The organism is Enterobacter sp. H2G27 (assembly GCF_054403075.1).
Genome location: NZ_JBSVSI010000001.1, coordinates 3223880 through 3240233, shown reverse-complemented (window position 1 = coordinate 3240233; position 16354 = coordinate 3223880). Strand labels below are relative to the sequence as shown.

General features: G+C 51.6%; 22 protein-coding genes and 3 pseudogenes. 9 read left to right on the top strand and 16 right to left on the bottom strand.

The window, feature by feature from the left end; all coding sequences use genetic code 11:
• Window positions 1–316: 316 nt before the first annotated feature.
• The 3 genes from ACW9E7_RS15305 to ACW9E7_RS15295 are packed head-to-tail and all read left to right on the top strand — an operon-like array spanning window position 317 to window position 2170.
• Complete coding sequence (locus tag ACW9E7_RS15305) at window positions 317–844, top strand: tetratricopeptide repeat protein (protein ID WP_023294382.1); 528 nt, start codon at window positions 317–319, stop codon at window positions 842–844.
• Window positions 845–851: 7 nt separating this feature from the next.
• Window positions 852–1382 carry a sigma-70 family RNA polymerase sigma factor gene (locus ACW9E7_RS15300; protein WP_458728025.1) on the top strand — a complete coding sequence of 177 codons (531 nt, stop codon included), beginning with the start codon at window positions 852–854 and terminating at the stop codon, window positions 1380–1382.
• A complete protein-coding gene (locus ACW9E7_RS15295) occupies window positions 1379–2170 on the top strand; it encodes an anti-sigma factor family protein (protein WP_458728024.1) in 792 nt (263 codons plus the stop codon). The genes ACW9E7_RS15300 and ACW9E7_RS15295 overlap by 4 nt, the downstream gene beginning before the upstream one ends.
• On the opposite strand, the gene ACW9E7_RS15290 is transcribed toward ACW9E7_RS15295, so the two are convergent.
• From ACW9E7_RS15290 to ACW9E7_RS15280, 3 genes are all read right to left on the bottom strand, one after another.
• Complete coding sequence (locus tag ACW9E7_RS15290; RefSeq protein ID WP_458728023.1) at window positions 2162–2719, bottom strand: YceI family protein; 558 nt, start codon at window positions 2717–2719, stop codon at window positions 2162–2164. The genes ACW9E7_RS15295 and ACW9E7_RS15290 overlap by 9 nt on opposite strands.
• 195 nt (window positions 2720–2914) lie before the next feature.
• A complete protein-coding gene (locus tag ACW9E7_RS15285; protein WP_008502540.1) occupies window positions 2915–3271 on the bottom strand; it encodes a hypothetical protein in 357 nt (118 codons plus the stop codon).
• A gap of 203 nt (window positions 3272–3474) precedes the next feature.
• The gene (locus ACW9E7_RS15280) at window positions 3475–4392 is read right to left on the bottom strand and encodes a LysR family transcriptional regulator (RefSeq protein ID WP_458728022.1); all 918 of its coding nucleotides are present in this window, start codon (window positions 4390–4392) and stop codon (window positions 3475–3477) included.
• 98 nt (window positions 4393–4490) lie between these two features.
• Between ACW9E7_RS15280 and ACW9E7_RS15275 the strand changes: the two genes are divergently transcribed.
• Window positions 4491–5213 carry an SDR family oxidoreductase gene (locus ACW9E7_RS15275; protein WP_458728021.1) on the top strand — a complete coding sequence of 241 codons (723 nt, stop codon included), beginning with the start codon at window positions 4491–4493 and terminating at the stop codon, window positions 5211–5213.
• Window positions 5214–5266: 53 nt separating this feature from the next.
• On the opposite strand, the gene ACW9E7_RS15270 is transcribed toward ACW9E7_RS15275, so the two are convergent.
• Window positions 5267–6013: an SDR family oxidoreductase gene (locus tag ACW9E7_RS15270; RefSeq protein WP_458728020.1), complete on the bottom strand. Its 747-nt coding sequence runs from the start codon at window positions 6011–6013 to the stop codon at window positions 5267–5269.
• Window positions 6014–6114: 101 nt separating this feature from the next.
• Window positions 6115–6423 carry a helix-turn-helix domain-containing protein gene (locus ACW9E7_RS15265; protein ID WP_239689085.1) on the bottom strand — a complete coding sequence of 103 codons (309 nt, stop codon included), beginning with the start codon at window positions 6421–6423 and terminating at the stop codon, window positions 6115–6117.
• Between the two features lie 26 nt (window positions 6424–6449).
• Here ACW9E7_RS15265 and ACW9E7_RS15260 point away from each other — a divergent pair.
• The 3 genes and pseudogenes from ACW9E7_RS15260 to ACW9E7_RS15250 all read left to right on the top strand — a co-directional run.
• Window positions 6450–6593 (top strand): annotated as a pseudogene (locus ACW9E7_RS15260) (YmfQ family protein); the annotation flags it as partial.
• 11 nt (window positions 6594–6604) lie between these two features.
• Window positions 6605–6931: pseudogene (locus ACW9E7_RS15255) on the top strand (hypothetical protein); the annotation flags it as partial.
• A gap of 348 nt (window positions 6932–7279) precedes the next feature.
• The gene (locus ACW9E7_RS15250; RefSeq protein WP_458728019.1) at window positions 7280–7597 is read left to right on the top strand and encodes a tail fiber assembly protein; all 318 of its coding nucleotides are present in this window, start codon (window positions 7280–7282) and stop codon (window positions 7595–7597) included.
• A 48-nt stretch (window positions 7598–7645) separates the two neighbouring features.
• On the opposite strand, the gene ACW9E7_RS15245 is transcribed toward ACW9E7_RS15250, so the two are convergent.
• Window positions 7646–8653 (bottom strand): acyltransferase family protein, encoded by a 1008-nt coding sequence (locus ACW9E7_RS15245; protein ID WP_458728018.1) that lies wholly within the window; start codon window positions 8651–8653, stop codon window positions 7646–7648.
• Window positions 8654–8853: 200 nt separating this feature from the next.
• Here ACW9E7_RS15245 and ACW9E7_RS15240 point away from each other — a divergent pair, with 200 nt between their 5' ends.
• Together ACW9E7_RS15240 and ACW9E7_RS15235 are read left to right on the top strand one after the other, a co-directional pair.
• Window positions 8854–9093 carry a hypothetical protein gene (locus ACW9E7_RS15240; RefSeq protein WP_458728017.1) on the top strand — a complete coding sequence of 80 codons (240 nt, stop codon included), beginning with the start codon at window positions 8854–8856 and terminating at the stop codon, window positions 9091–9093.
• Window positions 9093–9409: pseudogene (locus ACW9E7_RS15235) on the top strand (hypothetical protein). The gene ACW9E7_RS15240 and the pseudogene ACW9E7_RS15235 overlap by 1 nt, the downstream one beginning before the upstream one ends.
• A gap of 119 nt (window positions 9410–9528) precedes the next feature.
• Here ACW9E7_RS15235 and ACW9E7_RS15230 read toward each other — a convergent pair.
• The 10 genes from ACW9E7_RS15230 to ACW9E7_RS15185 all read right to left on the bottom strand — a co-directional run bounded on the left by ACW9E7_RS15230 (window position 9529) and on the right by ACW9E7_RS15185 (window position 16299).
• Window positions 9529–10824 carry an HsdR gene (locus ACW9E7_RS15230; protein ID WP_458728016.1) on the bottom strand — a complete coding sequence of 432 codons (1296 nt, stop codon included), beginning with the start codon at window positions 10822–10824 and terminating at the stop codon, window positions 9529–9531.
• 519 nt (window positions 10825–11343) lie between these two features.
• Window positions 11344–11553, bottom strand: coding sequence for a DUF5983 family protein (locus tag ACW9E7_RS15225; protein WP_458728015.1), 210 nt, complete (start codon window positions 11551–11553; stop codon window positions 11344–11346).
• Window positions 11550–11930, bottom strand: a complete 381-nt coding sequence (locus ACW9E7_RS15220; protein ID WP_144839663.1) for a TA system toxin CbtA family protein — start codon at window positions 11928–11930, stop codon at window positions 11550–11552. Before ACW9E7_RS15220 ends, ACW9E7_RS15225 begins: the two co-directional genes overlap by 4 nt.
• 31 nt (window positions 11931–11961) lie before the next feature.
• Window positions 11962–12288, bottom strand: coding sequence for a type IV toxin-antitoxin system YeeU family antitoxin (locus ACW9E7_RS15215; protein WP_144839661.1), 327 nt, complete (start codon window positions 12286–12288; stop codon window positions 11962–11964).
• 10 nt (window positions 12289–12298) lie between these two features.
• Window positions 12299–12766: a RadC family protein gene (gene radC / locus ACW9E7_RS15210; protein ID WP_458728014.1), complete on the bottom strand. Its 468-nt coding sequence runs from the start codon at window positions 12764–12766 to the stop codon at window positions 12299–12301.
• A gap of 14 nt (window positions 12767–12780) precedes the next feature.
• Window positions 12781–13200 carry an antirestriction protein gene (locus ACW9E7_RS15205; RefSeq protein WP_144839658.1) on the bottom strand — a complete coding sequence of 140 codons (420 nt, stop codon included), beginning with the start codon at window positions 13198–13200 and terminating at the stop codon, window positions 12781–12783.
• 130 nt (window positions 13201–13330) lie between these two features.
• Window positions 13331–13852: an IrmA family protein gene (locus ACW9E7_RS15200; protein WP_248260976.1), complete on the bottom strand. Its 522-nt coding sequence runs from the start codon at window positions 13850–13852 to the stop codon at window positions 13331–13333.
• The gene (locus ACW9E7_RS15195) at window positions 13828–14457 is read right to left on the bottom strand and encodes a hypothetical protein (protein WP_248260977.1); all 630 of its coding nucleotides are present in this window, start codon (window positions 14455–14457) and stop codon (window positions 13828–13830) included. The genes ACW9E7_RS15200 and ACW9E7_RS15195 overlap by 25 nt, the downstream gene beginning before the upstream one ends.
• A 22-nt stretch (window positions 14458–14479) precedes the next feature.
• The gene (locus tag ACW9E7_RS15190) at window positions 14480–15169 is read right to left on the bottom strand and encodes a WYL domain-containing transcriptional factor (RefSeq protein WP_458728013.1); all 690 of its coding nucleotides are present in this window, start codon (window positions 15167–15169) and stop codon (window positions 14480–14482) included.
• A 260-nt stretch (window positions 15170–15429) separates the two neighbouring features.
• A complete protein-coding gene (locus ACW9E7_RS15185) occupies window positions 15430–16299 on the bottom strand; it encodes a GTPase family protein (RefSeq protein ID WP_458728012.1) in 870 nt (289 codons plus the stop codon).
• Between the last annotated feature and the right edge of the window lie 55 nt (window positions 16300–16354).

The window sequence follows — 16354 nt, the reverse complement described above, 5'->3', positions numbered from 1 at the left end:
GGTAGGGGACATTTTCAATATAATGATTAACGTTATTTTTTAAGTGTGCTTAATATGCATTTAAGTTAGGGTAACATTTTTGATATAAAATATATTATATCACTCGACAATGAAATATATTCTTGTGCGGGGTTAAAGTTATGCTATCCCGAGAAATGAATAGCGTTAAGGAAAGGGTAAAATAACCTGCGTTATTTCCATTGGGGCAACGACGGCAGCATGATTTTACAACAACAACAAAAATAGGGGGAGAATGAATAAAAATCGTCAGTCGGGCGTTAACTGACGTCACTACCTTCTTACCCTGGAGCTTTGTATGAACACGACCTCGTTTCGTTTGATCCCGGTGCTGATTTTTTCCCTGCTGTCCCCACTGGCGCTGGCCATGGGCAATAATAGTACCGAGAGCAAAACGCCCGATTGTCCTTCCGGACAGGTATATGACAGCGCCACACAGAAATGCGTGCCGGACAAGAGCAGCAGCCTCAGCGACCAGGACAAAACCAACTATGCGTACCATCTCGCGAAGAAAGGAGAATACCAGGCGGCGCTGAACCTGCTTGATTCGCTTAAAAATGGCAATACGGCTGAAGCGTGGAACTATCGCGGGTTCGCCACGCGCAAACTGGGCCGCACGGACGAAGGGATTGGCTATTACCAGCGCGCACTGGCTATCGCCCCGGATTATGCCAAAGCACGGGAATATCTCGGTGAAGCGTGGATGGTAAAAGGACGCCCGGACCTCGCGAAAGAACAGCTGAAGGTGATTGCCGGTATTTGTGGCCAGTCCTGTGAGGAGTATCGCGACCTGCAGGCCGCTATCAACGGACATCCGGAATCCTGATTTTCTCGTGGAGGGAAAACACATCGCTACCCGTGAGGTTCGTCAACAGTTAGCCGCACACCTGCCGCGCCTCTGGCGGTATGGGCTGGTGCTGTCGCGAAACAGGGATATCGCCGAAGAGCTGGTTCAGTCCACCTGCGTGCGTGCGCTTGAAAGAAGCAGCCAGTATACGCCGGGCACACGCATAGACAGGTGGCTGTTCGCGATCCTTCACTCCATCTGGATCTCTGAACTTCGGGCACGACACGTGCGTCAGGGGCAGGGATTTGTGGCCAGCGACGAGCTTATCGCACCGGACACCCGTGAACAGGATGAGACACGCCTGCATTACCTTAAGGTGATGCAGCGCGTCAACGCGCTGCCTGAAGCCCAGCGCAACGCGGTATTTTTGGTTTATGTCGAAGGCTTTACCTACCAGGAGGCGGCGGACACTCTGGCGGTGCCGATCGGAACCGTGATGAGCCGGCTGGCGACGGCACGGGCTCGGCTTGCCAGATCCGCTGACGCACTGCCTCCGGTAAAGGAGAAACGCTCTTGAACGCGCACCGTTTTGTACCGCCCTATCACGACGACGCCATTGTGGCCTGGATAGATGGCGAGATGTGCCGCGCCGACGCGCAGCAGTTTGAAGAACAGTTAAAGCGTGACGAACGCCTCGCCGGGCGAACCGACGAACTGATGAAAAGCAGCCAGGATTACGCCGGGGCGTTTGCCTCCCTGCTGGATGACGCGCCTCTTGAGACAATGCAGGCGCGTCTGGCAGCTCTTCCCGATCCACAATCCTCCTCACCGGTAGGCGTCAGCAGGCGGGCGCTGATTGCCGCGTCGGTCAGCTTTTTGATGGTTGGATCCGGGCTGGGCTACCTGCTGCGTCCCGCAGCTGCGCCTGCGGATGAGAATGCCCATATCCGCGACCTCGAAGCGCAATATATGTCCCTGTACAGCGTCGAGACGCTGCTGGATATGGACAGCGCGACGCCGGTCCTGCAGCGCGGGCTGGAACGGGCTACGCAGGACATCGGCCTGAAGCTGAACATGTCGCAGCTTGTCCTTCAGGGGGCAGAGCTTAAAATGGTGCGAATGCTGCGCTATGAAACCACCTCGATCGCGCAGGTTGCCTGGATCAACGCCGACTACGGCCCGATGGCGCTTTGTATCTCTCCTGTTGATGAAAAGGCGACGGCCTCTCTTCGCCAGGAGAAGCGGCACAGCATGAACCTGGCGTGGTGGCAGAATGCGGGCTACCAGTTTGTCCTGATTGGCCGCAACCCGCCGTCTCATTTGCGGGAAAACGCGGAGCAGCTACAGCGCCTGATCTCAGGATGACGGCACTTCATTCGTCTGAATCGCAATGGCAATGGCAATTCGATCGTCCACGACCAGAGCAAACTTATCCATTCCGTAGGACGCGCGCGAGATCGCGGTGGTGGCATCCAGCGTGAGGGCCTGCGCCTGCGGGTTTTTCACCACCGCCTCCAGGATCACCGGACGGGCAATGTTTCGCACGGTCAGCGTGCCGAACACCCTGAACCGCCCGTCGCCCTGGGCGACCACGCGAGAGCTGATGAACTCGATAGTCGGGTAACGCTCGGATTCAAAAAACATGTCGCTTTTGAGCTGCCAGGTGAGCAGCTTGTTTGAAGCTACGAGAGTCGCTACGGGAATGGTGACGTGAATATGATCGTCGACGTCGTTATCCGGATTGAGCGTTACGGCTCCCGTCACGCCGCTGAATGTCGCCCAGGAGAGGATGCCGCCGAAGGCATGCCACGAGAGCCGAATGGCGGTGTTATCGGTGTCGATAAGGTAGCTCTTCGGGGCAGCCATCGCCCACGGACAAGCTAAAACAAGTACTATTACCAGGCATCGCAGCATCTCAGGATCTCTTTTAGGGGAGTAGGGAGTAAACGCGTCACACCCGGGATCTATTCGGCTTTTGTGTGTCGGGCTGTGACATCTTTTGATCGCGACGGTGGAATCGCCATCGGGTGAGCCTTGTGAGAAGTGTAGACGTCGGAAAGCAGAGCGGTGGGTAATAAAAAAGGCCGCGTGCGCGGCCTTTCCAAGGGATTATTCAGTGACTTTCTTTTCCAGCTCGCTGGCACCTTCTTTGGTTTTGTTCCAGCCTTTCTCAGCACCTTCTTTGGTGGCATCCCACCCTTTTTCGGTACCTTCTTTGGTTTTATGCCAGGCTTTCTGGGAATCTTCGCTGACCTTGCTGCCAAAGCTTTCGCTTTTACCTTCCGCAGCATGCTTCTGTTTCAGCTTCAGCTCTTCACCTTTGTTCTGCTCTTCGTGCAGTTTTTGCTTCGCCTCGTTGGCGTTTGCGTTCGCCGCCGCGACGGTATCGTCAGTTGCATGTGTGGTCGCAGCAAATACTGGGGAAGCCAGCAGAACGGCAGATAATGCGATAATTGTTTTTTTCATAATATCCTCATTTAACGTTATCGGTTATGAGCGTGATTCAGCATGGCACAGACGAAGCGGGGTGGCTTTAGGAAAAAACTGTAATGAGATCAAAGTATCTTGTGTCCGTTTTTACTTTCCATGGTAGGAAGGCGGTATCGTTGATGTTTATCAAAGGGCGGCGGCAGGGAAAGGAAAATCTGCATGACAGGGTCTGCGCTCTGCTAGCGTTGAACAGTTTGCGTTGCGGCTGGCTGTCGCCACTGGCGGACGTGCTCGATCAGGGCTCTTAGCTTGGGCGCCATATTGTGACGCTGGGGGAAATAGAGATAAAAGCCGGGAAAAGAGGGAAGAAACGTATCCAGCAGGGCAACAAGCTGCCCCGTTTCAATATACGGAGTGAATGTATCCTCCGTGGCTAAGGTTATGCCGCCGCCGGCCAGTGCCAGGCTGAGCATAAGGCGCAGATCGTTTGTGGTGATCTGCGGTTCAATCGCCACATCGAAAGGAACGCCCGCCTCCTCAAACTCCCAGCGATAGGGGGCAAAGTCCGGGGCCGGGCGCCAGCCGATACACCGGTGAGCCACCAGCTCGCGGGGGTGCTCAGGTACGCCATGAGTCGCCAGATAGGACGGTGAAGCCACCACCCTCTCACGCTGCTGACCCGTAAGGGGAACGGCGATCATGTCTTTTTCAATAACTTCACCCAGCCTTACCCCGGCGTCATAGCCCGCCGCCACGATATCGAACTCCTCATCCGACACGAAGATATCAAGCGATACCGCAGGATGAGCTGCCGCAAACGACGCGAGCAGCGGGCCAGAGAGAAACGCTTCCGCGATTGAGGTGACCGCGATTCTGAGCTGGCCGCGCGGTGTGCTGTCCGACGCGACGTCTTCAAATGCCGCTTCAATATTGGCGATGGGGGCCTGCAACGATTTACGCAGCCGTTCACCTGCTTCAGTGAGGCTTACCGAGCGCGTGGTGCGCATTACCAGCAGGGTTTGAAAACCATCTTCAAGGCGCCTAATCCCCTGACTGACAGCGGAGCGGGTTATGCCCAGCTGCGCTGCGGCAGCGCTAAAGCTGCGCTCCTCGGCGACCGCAAGAAAAACGGGTAACAGATTGAGATCGATTTTCATTGTTTAACATTGCTAACTAGTGAGTCCATTAAATGCAGGATACAAGAAACAATGGTGAGTATCTATTATCACGTTGAACTCAACGTAAGGAGCAAAACATGAACAAAGTTATCTTAATTACCGGTGCATCAAGCGGTATCGGAGAAGGTATTGCCAGAGAGTTAGGCAAGGCAGGCGCGAACGTTTTCCTGGGCGCTCGCAGGCTGGATCGCATCAACGCCCTAGCTGCTGAAATCCGCAGTGCAGGGGGGGAAGCAGAGGCCGCAGTCTTAGACGTTACCAGCCGCCAGTCGATGGCTGACTTCGTACAGGCAGCGCGTGAAAAGTGGGGCCGCATTGACGTGCTGATTAACAACGCGGGCATCATGCCCCTTTCTCCGCTTTCGGCAGGCAAGCAGGATGAGTGGGAGCGCACCATTGACGTGAATATCAAGGGCGTGCTGTGGGGAATAGGCGCCGTTCTGCCGATTATGGAAGCCCAGGGCTCGGGACAAATCATTAATATCGGCTCGATTGGTGCCTTGTCCGTGGTGCCCACGGCTGCCGTCTACTGTGCCACCAAATTCGCCGTACGGGCGATTTCGGATGGTTTACGTCAGGAAAGTTCGAACATCCGCGTGACCTGCGTTAACCCTGGGGTAGTGGAAAGCGAACTGGCCTCGACCATTACGCACCCGGAAACCATGGCGGCGATGGACGCGTACCGTGCTATTGCCCTCAAACCTGCTGATATCGCCCGCGCTGTGCACCACATCATCGAGGCGCCTGAGAGTGTCGATACAACAGAAATTACGATCAGACCGACGGCATCTGCGAACTAACGTTGCGGATGAAAATTAGCGGGTCAGGCCGTTGCCTGACCCGCTTTACTTTCTTACCACGGCTGCTCGGTCGGCATAATAAACAGCTCTGCCACATCCACATGTTCCGGTGCCTGCAGCACGTAAACAATCGAGTCGGCGATATCATCGGCTTTCAGGAACGTCATCTTCTCCTTCAGCTGTTCCATCTGCGCACGATAATTGTCGTCACTGATATGCTCGAATAATTCACTTTCTACGGCACCCGGCTGGAGTGAGGTGACGCGAATGTTGAACTGCGGCGCCACTTCCATACGCAAAATATCCGAGAAGGCGGCAACGGCGTGCTTCGTTGCACAGTACACCCCAAGCCCGGGGAACGTTTTGCGCCCGGCGATCGACGAGGTATTGATGATGTGACCAGACCGCTGCGACTGCATAATCGGCAGTTCGGCCGCTACGGTGTTAAACAGGCCTTTTACGTTCACGTCTACCATTTGGTGCCATTCATCGACTTTGAGGCTGGCAATATCCGAGATCGGCATCAGCCCGGCGTTATTGAAGGCGATATCAATGTGGCCATAGCGTTTATGCAGTGTCGCGACCCCTTCATTAACCGAGGCCGGGTCAGTGACGTCCATAACCAGCGCAATGGCTTCACCGCCGGCAGCCTCAATTTCAGAGACCAGCGCCTGCAGGCGATCCAGGCGGCGGGCGGCGAGACCGACCCTGACGCCCTGTTCCGCTAATTTTTTTGCCGTGGCGGCACCAATCCCGCTTGAAGCACCGGTGATGAGAGCGACTTTATCTTTAAGTTCCATAACTGATCCTCGTGAGAGTTAATTTCAACGCTTCAGAAAGAACGTCTGAAGTACGGGTCAATAATGGATGTTTCAGGCGGTCGCTTCGCGCGGGCTTTTGCTCAAACTGTCGGACTTTTGCTGCGAACGATATCGCTGCGATAGTGCGAGGGCGTCACGCCGTTATGCCTGAGGAAGACGGCAGCAAAATGGCTGGGGCTGGTGTATCCCACGTTCAGGGCAATATTGATAATGGAATCACTGGTTTCCGACAGCATGCGGCGCGCTTCCTCCATGCGTAGCCGGATAAAATAGTGGGAGGGCGAAAGCCCGGTCGACTGTTTGAAGGCGCGGCTAAAATGGTATTCGCTGAGATCGGTCAGCTTAGCCAGCCGTGCCAGGTCAAACGGCTGGGCCAACCCTTCACGCATTGCCGTAAAGACCCGGTGCAGTTTAAATGCCTGCCGCAACAGATGCCACCTGGATGACATGCACAGACGACTGCGACACCCCGGTTCGTTACTGGGGCGATACGGTCGCAGAATGCGTGATCAACAAACTCTGCCCATCCCATACATACGTACTTTTCAAATATCCGTAACCGGAGAAACTATGCATCGCATTGACACACCTACTGCGCAGAAAGATAAATTTGGCGCGGGCAAGAACGGCTTTACCCGAGGCAACCCGCAGACAGGGACGCCAGCAACCGACCTTGATGATGATTATTTTGACATGCTGCAGGAGGAGCTGGTTGGGATCGTAGAAGGGGCTGGTATAGCGCTCGATAAAACCAAGCGAAACCAGTTAAGAACAGCGTTGCCAATTTTCCTGGGAATTAAAACAGCGGCATTACGTGATGTCGGTGTTGGTTCCAATCAGATTCCCGATATGTCTTTCTGGGGGGCTCCGTCCGGAGGGATTAATATGCCAAACGGGGCTCAAATCAGATAAGGTGAAGTAAGTGTTGCTGGTGCGAAGACGTTTACTACTCCATTTGCAAACTCGTGTTTTGCAATCGCTTTTGGTGTTGAGTATGGAAATAATAACTGGGTGTTCTCCCCAGGATATAAATCAGGGACGCTGACAAAGACCGGCTTTGAGTTCATTCACATGTGCTATAGCGGCGTAACGACCCCTCAGACTGCTGCGGAACGCGTCAAATATGTGGCAATAGGATACTAATATGATCAATTATTTATACAGTGCAATGCATAATGCTTTCTTCCCTGAAGAAGAGTTATGGCGCTATGGAGAAGCTGGCTGGGATTTATCGGACCTTAGGAGGTGACCATTGACCAGTTCTTGGAGTTTACAACTGATCGCGCGGCAGAAGGACTTATACGTATAGCAGGCACTGACGGTCTTCCTGCATGGTCTGTAATCCCTCCACCAACAGAAGCAGAGTTGAAGGATGCAGCACAAGTCGAAATGAATGCCTTACGCGCGCAGGCAGATTTTATTATCGGACCTCTAAAAGATGCGCTTGATGGAGGTTATATCTCTGATGCAGATAAGGATAAATTGGTCTCATGGCAAAAATATCGCTATGAACTAACACAAGTTGATGTGGGAAATCCTGCCTGGCCAGCGAAGCCGGTATGACACTGATTTAGCGACTAAAACAAGGCCGCCGAAGCGGCCTGTTACACTTTATTTCCTTCTCATAAAAGGTTCTTCAATATATTTTCTTGATATTGCAGCTACGATACCTGTAATAATAAAGGTTGCTACCGTTCCATAATAGAAACCTAAATGCAAAATGTTGATGACAATTGCCTGTATAGGGAATGCCCATATATACATACCATAAGATATGTCCATTTTGCCTTTTAAAATTAAATCTTTGAAGCTTACACCTATTATAATAGTGAGAACGCTTATACAAACCCTGCCTGCAATGGTTATACCTTGCTCTTGTCTTAATGCGAACAAAATAATCACTGATATTGCTGCTAGAAAAATCTTCGTGTTTTTACTGTTCCATGAGTTTATCGTAACGTACATTAAAGCGCCGATGGAAAAATTAGTACCTAACTCAGTAAAATGATGTGCGTTCATTGAGTAGAATGACTTTTCCGCCAGGTAAGGTGCAATAAATATCTGGCACAGCATAAATATTATAAGAAGAGCAGTGGGTGCTTTCCACGTTCTGCTTAATCCAAAAGCCAGAGATCCCAGTATATAGAGGAAGAACTCATGGGTTAATGTCCAAATTGGGGCGTTTGCTGCCTGTAACCAGCCATAGTCGGTCCACAGATGGGGTATATCATTTCCATAACTAAACAATATACTCATCTTTATGAAAGACTTAATTGTCGATAACGAAATAATGTACTGAAGCGCGTGTTCCTGCCAAAAAGGAGCTATCAGGAACACAACAACAAAATTACAAAAAACTAACGCGGGGAACAGTCGTTTAATGCGCTTCCACATGAAGTCATTAAAGCTCTTGGATCTCATAAAGCTCATGGAAACCAAGAAGCCTGAAAGAGAAATGAATATCTGAACCCATATGGAATCCATCGGAAACCAGTCGCTTGGGTCCGTAACGAATCCTCCACCAGTGAACATGTTTTGATGGAAGAATATAACCATTGAAGCAGCAATTAAACGCAATAAATCAAAGCAATTATCTTTATGTGAAACGTTGGTGGTCATGAGATTTTTTAGGGCTCTTACGTTATGATTTTGTTCAATACTACCACTTTACATTAACTGACAAAACAAGCTCAGTTACATTAACCGCTCATCTGTGCGCCTATCTACGTATCAGTGCCATGTATTGATAAGCGTCACAACATTGATCTACACGCCCTTTAAAACTACTGTGTATAAAAACAGTAAAAGGAGTGCGAATCATGCCCCGCCGTTCCGACATTCACGCCGCATTTGTGGCCGCAATACAGCTAAACCCCAAGGGCTACCGGTGCTTACGCACAGAAGACTTTATCCGCGAGCTGGCAAAGGTCCACTGGCATTTCAGCCGGACCGACGCCAACGAGTGGATAAAGTACTACCAGCCAGATTTCACGGATAAGACAACTGACGGAACCGACAATCACTACTGGATCCTGCGCAACATGGGGAGGGTTCACTGATGGGATTTCCTTCGCCGGCAGCAGATTACGTTTCTCAGCAGATGACCCCGGAGCTTATCTGCGGCGTCGGCATCGATACTCGCATCCTGGAAACATCATCAGGTTTCGCATTAATCGAGCCGGTCACCCGGTTAGTGCAGGGTCAGACTCTGCTGATTCTGTTGGGTGGTCGAACGCAGTTTGCGAAACTCAGGGGAGGGCATTAATCACGGATGATGGCGAAGCGATTGAGGGGGAGGCGGCGGAAGAAGTTGAAGTGCTGGGGCGGGTGACGTTCTTCATCAATAGCACTGATGTTGATGGCATTCCGGTGTAAGAAGTGGTGCGCGTTGGTAAAGGGGAAGGCCTGAGGTCTTCCCTTGGCAGGTTTGATGCCTGCTTTGAGCGAGGAGCAGACGTTAAAGGCTATAAAAAGACTACTAAATTTGTGGTGTTTCAGTCCTCATCCGCACAATGTGGGCAGCCCGCATACCTAATTTTCTCTCCCATTGCTTCACAGGGAGTTCCACAAATTTCACAAGTATCATAGCCTGTATGGATCTCAAGACATCGTGTACACAGGAAGTTCTCGCCAAAAACACAGACCGTTTCATGGCCATCGCAGTGAGCGCAATTTGCTAGGCCATCGGCATACATCATTTCGTCCACATGACGAAAATTCTCATCATCAAGCAAGTTATACCTTGAGAGTTCCGCGCTACAGGCGCGGCAGGTGAAGGTATCGCCATCTTCTTCTTCCACCGGCAAAACTTGGTCTGCATCGCACTCAGGACAGGTAAACTTCACATGGCGCTCTGTGTGAAAACAGACGTAACAGGTTTGCTCATATACAGTGGGGCCGTTCTTGCCGACGGCGAGAATTTCCTTGATGGCTGCTGGCTGGTGGCAAATGGTGCAGGGATGAATTTCAGTGCCCTCAGCTGCAAGGTGCTCAAGCTCGGGTTGGATATGTTTCAGACGGGCTTCAGCATAAAACTCGTTACCTCGCAGGAGTTGCGTTTCACCTAATGCCAGTGCCCGGTTGTGTGGTGAAGCAAAATGCTGTTGCCAATCTTCACGCATTAGTCGGTTCAGTGCAAACCAAGCCTGAGCCTGTTCAGCCAGAATGGTTTCCACCTCAGAATCACTAAAAGCCGTATGAAAGAAATGAACAACGCGGTTTCGGTGATTGCGAATGGTATTGAACGCAGCTTCGGTTTCTTTAGGGAGGGGCTTTTCAAGGATATCTCTCAACCGGATACAGACATCATCAAAGGACACCGATTGAAAATCACCGGCAAGGTAGTTTTTACGCGATACTTTTTTACCACTACAGACCAGTGTCCAGTGTTCGTTGGCAAGGGGGACCTTGAGCAAGATTTCTACGGCTGTCCAGAAACTAACTACCGAGTGTTTGTACTGTTTGGCTTCGAACTCTTCACGAGCCTTGTCCAGAAAATCCATGCCATTCTTGATGAGAGACGCCACATCAGCTGCGAGGGGGGCAGGTAATTTTGTCCGTGTATGCATCCTGTTCTCCGTTATCACGGGTGGGCCGGCAGCTGCCGCAGAGATTAGTGGGTATAGAGAATAGATCTTAGTTGCTGGCAATCCCACATCGAGGGTAAAGACTTTGTTGTAGGCCTCATTGCTCTCAAACTTCTCATACACCATCAAGCATTGCAGGATCTTCGGATGAGCAAGGCCATATAACTGGTGCATTACAAAACTGATATTACCCAATGTGGGCACGACCCTAGCGAGATTCTGGTTTCAATAAATTCCGAGCTAAGTTCGCCACAGCACAGTGATATCGCCACCGATTGTAATCGCACTCGATAAAATTAAACACCGTTGTTCGCATCATTTCCCGGCTGGTAATGCGCTCACCTTGGATACCATATTAGATAGCGCCCTCCAAAACACTCAATATCCGCTCTTGGCACAAAGCAGCCAGCGGTAGTTGGCTAACAAGATTACTGCTCATAAAAAAAAGCCCGCATCAGCGGGCTTCTTATCACTCGGGAACCGCGGCTCCTTTGCGTATCCTTTTTTGTCCCCTCACCGTCTGGTCGGTGTCCTGCTGAGACTGCTAACTACCTGTTATTGCTAGTGATGTCCTATCACTGTCCAATCATGATTGGAGGGCTGGCGGAGTCTGAATTAGTCCGCTAACCACCTGAATTAAAATGCTAATTCTTCAATTCAATTATTCTTTGGTGCCTAAGATGGTGCCTAAAACTAATTTTCATTTTATCGGTCCGCTTGGCCTTATCTTACAAGGCTACTTAGGAGAAGGTTAGAGCTGGTTTCCACAATCACCTCGCCGGGTTCCTCCGCGATACGCAGCGTAAGCCCTTGAGCATTAACGGCAGCTATCAGCTCCGCGATCTCAATACCGTCAACATCGACCGTGATTTTCCCCATGTTCAGCGCCAGCACATTGATGCTGTCAGCGTTAAGGTTCAGGCGGATTTTCACTGTGCTTCTCCTCCCTGATACCGGCCCGTTGTGATGCGGGTAATGGTGCTGTAGCCGCTGCTTACTATCAGTCCGGTCGCACGACGGGCACGCAGAATGTCGATGGCACCAATCAGTGAAGAGCGTTCGGTGAGGCTGAAACAGCTATGGTCGGTGCGCACCAGTTCATACCTTTCCACAATGAAATTGACAGCATCGCACAGGGAGATACCGGCGTTGATGTGCGCCTGAATCACGCTGTCGTCGCCAAACGGCGTGTCGTTAAGCGTGAGGCCATAATGTTTATCCAGCAGATGCGTGAGCAGCAGCTGCCAGACCTGCACGGGCGACGGGCATGGCTCAGCCGCCCGTGGTTCGGGTAAGGGTAAAGTTTGCATGGGGCGTGTCCTGTTTTTGGGAGGTGGCCGGTCAGCCGGTTACAGTCGAAGAGGGATAAATCGCGATGTAAACATAACCGTGCGAACCGAGCGTGTCGGCTTCACAGGCCAGTCCATTGTGCTGCAGAGTGACGCGCTGCTGATGGCGGGGATTCAGCTCACCGGCTGACAGCATTTGTTCCAGCTGCTTCATTATCAGCGGAAAAGCCTGGTCAAGGCGCAGTGCCTCATCGTTGCTGAATTCGCCGGTAAACCCTGCCCGGTCAGCCAGAAAGTGCAGCCGGTTGCCTTCCTGCACTAGCCTGGCACTGAAACACGGCGTTTTACCGCACGTCAGTCCCCATTGTTCAGAATGCATATGTCCTCCTTTATGACCAGCCACGTTCGGCAAACGAAACAATCTCTTTGCTGCCGACAATCAGGTGATCCAGCACGCGCACCTCAACCAGCGCCAGCGCTTTTTTCAGCCGCTCGGTAATGCGCCGGTCCGCATCGCTGGGTTCGGCATATCCGGATGGATGGTTGTGGGCAAAGATGGCTGCGGCGGCGTTATGCCGCAATGCGGCTTTCACCACCTCGCGTGGATGAATTTCCGTGCTGGTGATGGAGCCGCAAAACAGCGTTTCGTGTGCCAGTAGCCGGTTCTGATTATCCAGAAACACCACCATAAACACTTCCCGCTCCAGTCTGGCAAGGTTCAGCCGCAGCCAGTCGCGGGTAGCGTTTGCTGAGGCAAACGCCACGCCCGGTTCACGCAGATAATTTTCCAGCAGTGTCAGGGCGCGTTTTATGGTGCGGTGTGAAGTGAGCGGGTGAGGCAATACGGTATTTTCCATAGTGTTCTCCGCTGTCAGTCGATGATGTGCATGATGGCGCTGCTTTCAGGATGGCTCAGCGCAAACTCACGAAGCTGATAGTAGTGCTCACTCATGGCGGGGCTTCCGGTTCTGCAGGCATGGTGGCTCCAGTTCAGCAGGCAAACGGTAATGCCAGCGGCTTCGCTGCCCATCTCCGCACTGTTGCCATTCAGTTTGTTGAAAATGGCCCAGCTATCTTCGCTGTCAGGTGCGATGAAGGCACCGCCGTTGCTGAGCGTGTAATAATTCCAGTATCCGCCGTTGTAGGCATCGCACAGGCGATCCATCCAGGCGAAAGCACGAGGCTCCAGCAGCATCCACTGGGGGATTTTGCCGAAGTGCTTCGGCCAGAAGTCAAGGCGCTGCCTGTCCGGTACGGGTGACGCGGTGATGTGTGAAGTGATTTGATCCATGTTGATTCCGTATTAGTGGTTTGAAAACAAAAAAGGCCATGCTTCCCGGAGGAGGCATGGCCTGAAGTTTTTTAAGTGGGTGCTGATAAGGTGGGGTGTGGCAGTTGCGCCTCTCAGCCAGTCGTGACGGTTAATTCAAGGCAACTGATACTGACAATGGCTGGTAATACTGCGGATCGAATATGGTCAGTGGCAGAACGGTCTGATGACCTGCATGCAATTCTGTTACCTTCAGAATTTCAACAGCACTGACACCTTCAACACATTCGTGTTCCAGAAAAGCGTCTTGTGAACGTGTTGCGTCACTTTCTCCAAAGGGAGCCACTTCCATGACGCCTTGTGCGAGTGTTTTGCCAGCTTCGTCTTTCAAACGCAGTGACACATTCAGTTGGCCGAAGCCTGTACCGCTTCCTCCGTTATCAAGGCGAAACTGATAAACGCACATATTGCCGGGAGCCCAGACGGTATCGGTGTTACGGATACTGATGTAGCTTTGTTCGTAGGCCTGTGCGGGTTGCAAATGGCACCACGTAAAACCTGCAATAAAAGGTAAGGCTTTAACAAATCGGTTCAAAAATGATGCTCCTGATTTTGATAAAGGGTCGCTTTGCTGTTGCTGGAAGGACTTCAGCAGTTGCCCGTACGACGACATAATTCCGCCAGACTTTGCTGTGCTACCCACTGCTGTAACTTCCGATCCTCTTCCGAACGTTTAGCTGCCAGAGCAGCCTGTTGCTGCTTATTCACACAATTATCCGGCATGACCATAACGACTTTCGGGGTCATCTGCTGTCTGATCTTTTTTGCTTTAGCATCGACATCATCAACGGGCGGGTAACTAAGAAGGTCATCAATCGCTTTTTGCCGTGCTGAAGATTGATTGTCGATAATAGCGAAATAGCATCCTTCACCTTTGTCTTCTCCCTGATAAACCGTTTCAATGTCATTGAAGGTTTCACCTACAGGCTCCACTTTCAGTTGTCGAATCGTGTGAGTCTTCTTATCGGCAAGAAACAGTGCACCACCACCACGCACACGTATCAGAAACTGTTTTGTCCACGGGTAGTTATCAACAACACTGGCCTGATAGAGCATGTTGTGAAGTGTGTTGTCATCCAAGCCATCGGCTGATTTCCAGCCTTCAGCCTGCATGTATTGCCAGGCCTTAACAGTGCCGACAATATTTCCAGCTTCAGCTGCAAAAACAGCCCCAAGGCAAATGCTGGCGACCAGCGCTGTAGTAGTAAGCAGTTTCATAGTGATTATTCCTTTTGAGGTATCAACCCACCGCTGGTGCGACGAGCAGTGAATGGAAAAAGCGAAAATGAGGTAATGCCTGGAGAAATTCCGGGCGGGAAAGCACGCTGGTGAACTCTCTTTTCGGTGTAAACATTTCTGAATGACACGTGACGGAATGGATGATATGCAGCGGGAAAACGGTTATTTGCCCAAGGTGCTCCCCCACCAGGAACCAGTCACCGGCACTGAAAATTAACCGGTAAGGTGCAAGGCCATCACAACGGCATCCGTCGGCCAGCAGGGTAATAAGGCGTTGTTCAGTCGCTGCTCTGACGAGGCGAGTAAAAATACCTGGACGAGGTGGGGAAGCTGGCGATTCCTGATGCCAGACAAGGCACGGCGGCGAGCCCTGACGATTGAGAAGTGAGCTGACCAGATGGCTGTCCATATCCGGAAACAGCGTGCCAATACCTGACTGCCGGGCAAATTGCATCGCAGCTTCTTCCCTGAGTTCATGTCGCCCTCCCGTTAACAGACGGCAGCAGCCGTTCTGATATTCGAGATCGAGGTAAATCAACCGTTCGCGAAAATCACGCTGCAGCGTGCGTTCCGAAACACTAAACTCTGCCGCAAGCAAACGCACATTCAGCGTTTCACCAGCGATCAAGCGGCTGATAATCAGCGACAGCCGGACAGACAAGCGATCAGAGCGACGCTCAGCCTGAGACATTTATGATCTCCAAAACAAGTAAGAAATTAATAAAGATGGCGTTACTGTAATGTGCGCGGTGGACAGGTTATGTCGGTGACGCGTGGCCACATGGTTAGTGCGGATTGGTACTCTGGGTGCGAGATAGGGAGGGGGTACAAGTTTACAGCTGGTATTATCTTCTTGTGGTGCCGACAGGTTGTGTCGGTGATGCTGGAATTGTCTGTAAACCTATGGATAAACGAAATAATTCACCATCGACATGATGATGTTTCATTTCGTCAGAAGAAAATCCAGTCCCAGACGGCACGCGCCATCGACACTACGGCATCCCGGATACTATTAATCACGGCTTTGAATGACTGAGGCAGAGTCGTTGTCACAGAATCAAACACTGCGCCTGTCGCACGACCGAAATCTTCACGCGCCTGCTTTTTTACGGATTCACTGCACAACCTCTCGTGCAGTTGCGTTGCCAGAGGGCTGGTCGCTCGATCCGGGAGACAACGCATCATGGTTTCGACCAGCATCGGAAGGTTCCATTCCGTTCTGGCAGAGATGCTGCATACTGGGTTAAAGGGGGAGAACAGGTGACGAATGGATTCCTTTTTTGCATCAATATTAGCCGACTGATTCGATGATGGTGTATTGCTGGTGGCGTCCCATTCATTGCTGGGCTCGATTTTATCGGCCTGATTAACGACAAACAGCACCCTGTGTTGATAGCCAGCCATCACCTGCTGATAAAAACGCTCATCAATCGAGAAAGCGCGATCATCAGCTTTGATAACCCACAGGATCAGATCTAGCTCAGGAAGAATATTGCGGTACAGGGCTTCGTACTCCTCATCGCGCATTTCACTCTCGCCAACGCCCGGCAAATCTACCAGTACCAGGCTGTGGTCGCCGCTGTAAAGACGAAAATGCAATGCCTCCCGGGTGCATGCGCTGACATCGCTTACTGAAGTAACGTTGCCAGCAAATAGCGCGTTACAGACACTGCTTTTGCCTGCACCTGTTTTCCCCATGATGCCAATCACGGGTTCGTATTTGGTAAGTGTGTGAAAGTGGTCGAGGATAAGATTTCGAACAGTGGCAGGAAGTGAAGCCAGCGGTTTCTCAATGGCCTGAAGGCCTTCAGATTTGCTCATACAGAGATCTCAGCGTGAAAATAAAAACCCCCGCGCTCCGGTAAGGATGCGGGGG

What these genes read in the sequence shown, in the direction of transcription:
- ACW9E7_RS15240 (WP_458728017.1), top strand. Translation starts at nt 8,854, where the DNA reads ATGCCCCGCCGTTCCGACATTCACGCCGCATTTGTGGCCGCAATACAG.
- ACW9E7_RS15280 (WP_458728022.1), bottom strand. Translation starts at nt 4,392, where the DNA reads ATGAAAATCGATCTCAATCTGTTACCCGTTTTTCTTGCGGTCGCCGAG.
- ACW9E7_RS15305 (WP_023294382.1), top strand. Translation starts at nt 317, where the DNA reads ATGAACACGACCTCGTTTCGTTTGATCCCGGTGCTGATTTTTTCCCTG.
- ACW9E7_RS15285 (WP_008502540.1), bottom strand. Translation starts at nt 3,271, where the DNA reads ATGAAAAAAACAATTATCGCATTATCTGCCGTTCTGCTGGCTTCCCCA.
- ACW9E7_RS15195 (WP_248260977.1), bottom strand. Translation starts at nt 14,457, where the DNA reads ATGAAACTGCTTACTACTACAGCGCTGGTCGCCAGCATTTGCCTTGGG.
- radC (WP_458728014.1), bottom strand. Translation starts at nt 12,766, where the DNA reads ATGGAAAATACCGTATTGCCTCACCCGCTCACTTCACACCGCACCATA.
- ACW9E7_RS15205 (WP_144839658.1), bottom strand. Translation starts at nt 13,200, where the DNA reads ATGGATCAAATCACTTCACACATCACCGCGTCACCCGTACCGGACAGG.
- ACW9E7_RS15290 (WP_458728023.1), bottom strand. Translation starts at nt 2,719, where the DNA reads ATGCTGCGATGCCTGGTAATAGTACTTGTTTTAGCTTGTCCGTGGGCG.
- ACW9E7_RS15185 (WP_458728012.1), bottom strand. Translation starts at nt 16,299, where the DNA reads ATGAGCAAATCTGAAGGCCTTCAGGCCATTGAGAAACCGCTGGCTTCA.
- ACW9E7_RS15200 (WP_248260976.1), bottom strand. Translation starts at nt 13,852, where the DNA reads ATGTCGTCGTACGGGCAACTGCTGAAGTCCTTCCAGCAACAGCAAAGC.
- ACW9E7_RS15265 (WP_239689085.1), bottom strand. Translation starts at nt 6,423, where the DNA reads ATGCGTGAAGGGTTGGCCCAGCCGTTTGACCTGGCACGGCTGGCTAAG.
- ACW9E7_RS15215 (WP_144839661.1), bottom strand. Translation starts at nt 12,288, where the DNA reads ATGCATTCTGAACAATGGGGACTGACGTGCGGTAAAACGCCGTGTTTC.
- ACW9E7_RS15220 (WP_144839663.1), bottom strand. Translation starts at nt 11,930, where the DNA reads ATGCAAACTTTACCCTTACCCGAACCACGGGCGGCTGAGCCATGCCCG.
- ACW9E7_RS15275 (WP_458728021.1), top strand. Translation starts at nt 4,491, where the DNA reads ATGAACAAAGTTATCTTAATTACCGGTGCATCAAGCGGTATCGGAGAA.
- ACW9E7_RS15245 (WP_458728018.1), bottom strand. Translation starts at nt 8,653, where the DNA reads ATGACCACCAACGTTTCACATAAAGATAATTGCTTTGATTTATTGCGT.
- ACW9E7_RS15190 (WP_458728013.1), bottom strand. Translation starts at nt 15,169, where the DNA reads ATGTCTCAGGCTGAGCGTCGCTCTGATCGCTTGTCTGTCCGGCTGTCG.
- ACW9E7_RS15270 (WP_458728020.1), bottom strand. Translation starts at nt 6,013, where the DNA reads ATGGAACTTAAAGATAAAGTCGCTCTCATCACCGGTGCTTCAAGCGGG.